Raw genomic sequence first — 367 nt, forward strand, 5'->3', positions numbered from 1 at the left:
GCGCATCACCGGACGCTGCACTTCATCGGCCGCAACCCCGGCATCTCCGTCAGCGAACTGCTCGGCATCCTGCGCATCACCAAGCAGAGCCTCGCCCGCGTGCTGACCGCGCTGGTCGAGCAGGGCTATGTCGTCCAGACCCCGGGCCGCAGCGACCGCCGCCAGCGCCTGCTCAGCCTGACGCCTTCGGGCGAGGCGCTGGAGCGGCGGCTGTTCGAGCGCCAGCGCGAAAGCCTGGTCGCGGCCTATCGCGAGGCGGGGGCCGGCTCGGTCGAGGGCTTCCGGCGGGTGATGCGCGGGATCATGGGCGCCGAGGCGCGCCGCTATATCGACGGCGCCGGCAGGCCCGGCCCGCGCGCCGCCGCCC

At 74.7% G+C, this 367-nt stretch carries 1 protein-coding gene; it reads left to right on the forward strand.

From position 1 onward, the window contains the following. Window positions 1-367, forward strand: a 367-nt coding sequence (locus B8460_RS20435) for a MarR family transcriptional regulator (RefSeq protein WP_048863468.1), incomplete at both ends; no start/stop codon positions are given.

This window comes from Acidisphaera rubrifaciens HS-AP3, from assembly GCF_000964365.1.
GTDB lineage: Bacteria > Pseudomonadota > Alphaproteobacteria > Acetobacterales > Acetobacteraceae > Acidisphaera > Acidisphaera rubrifaciens.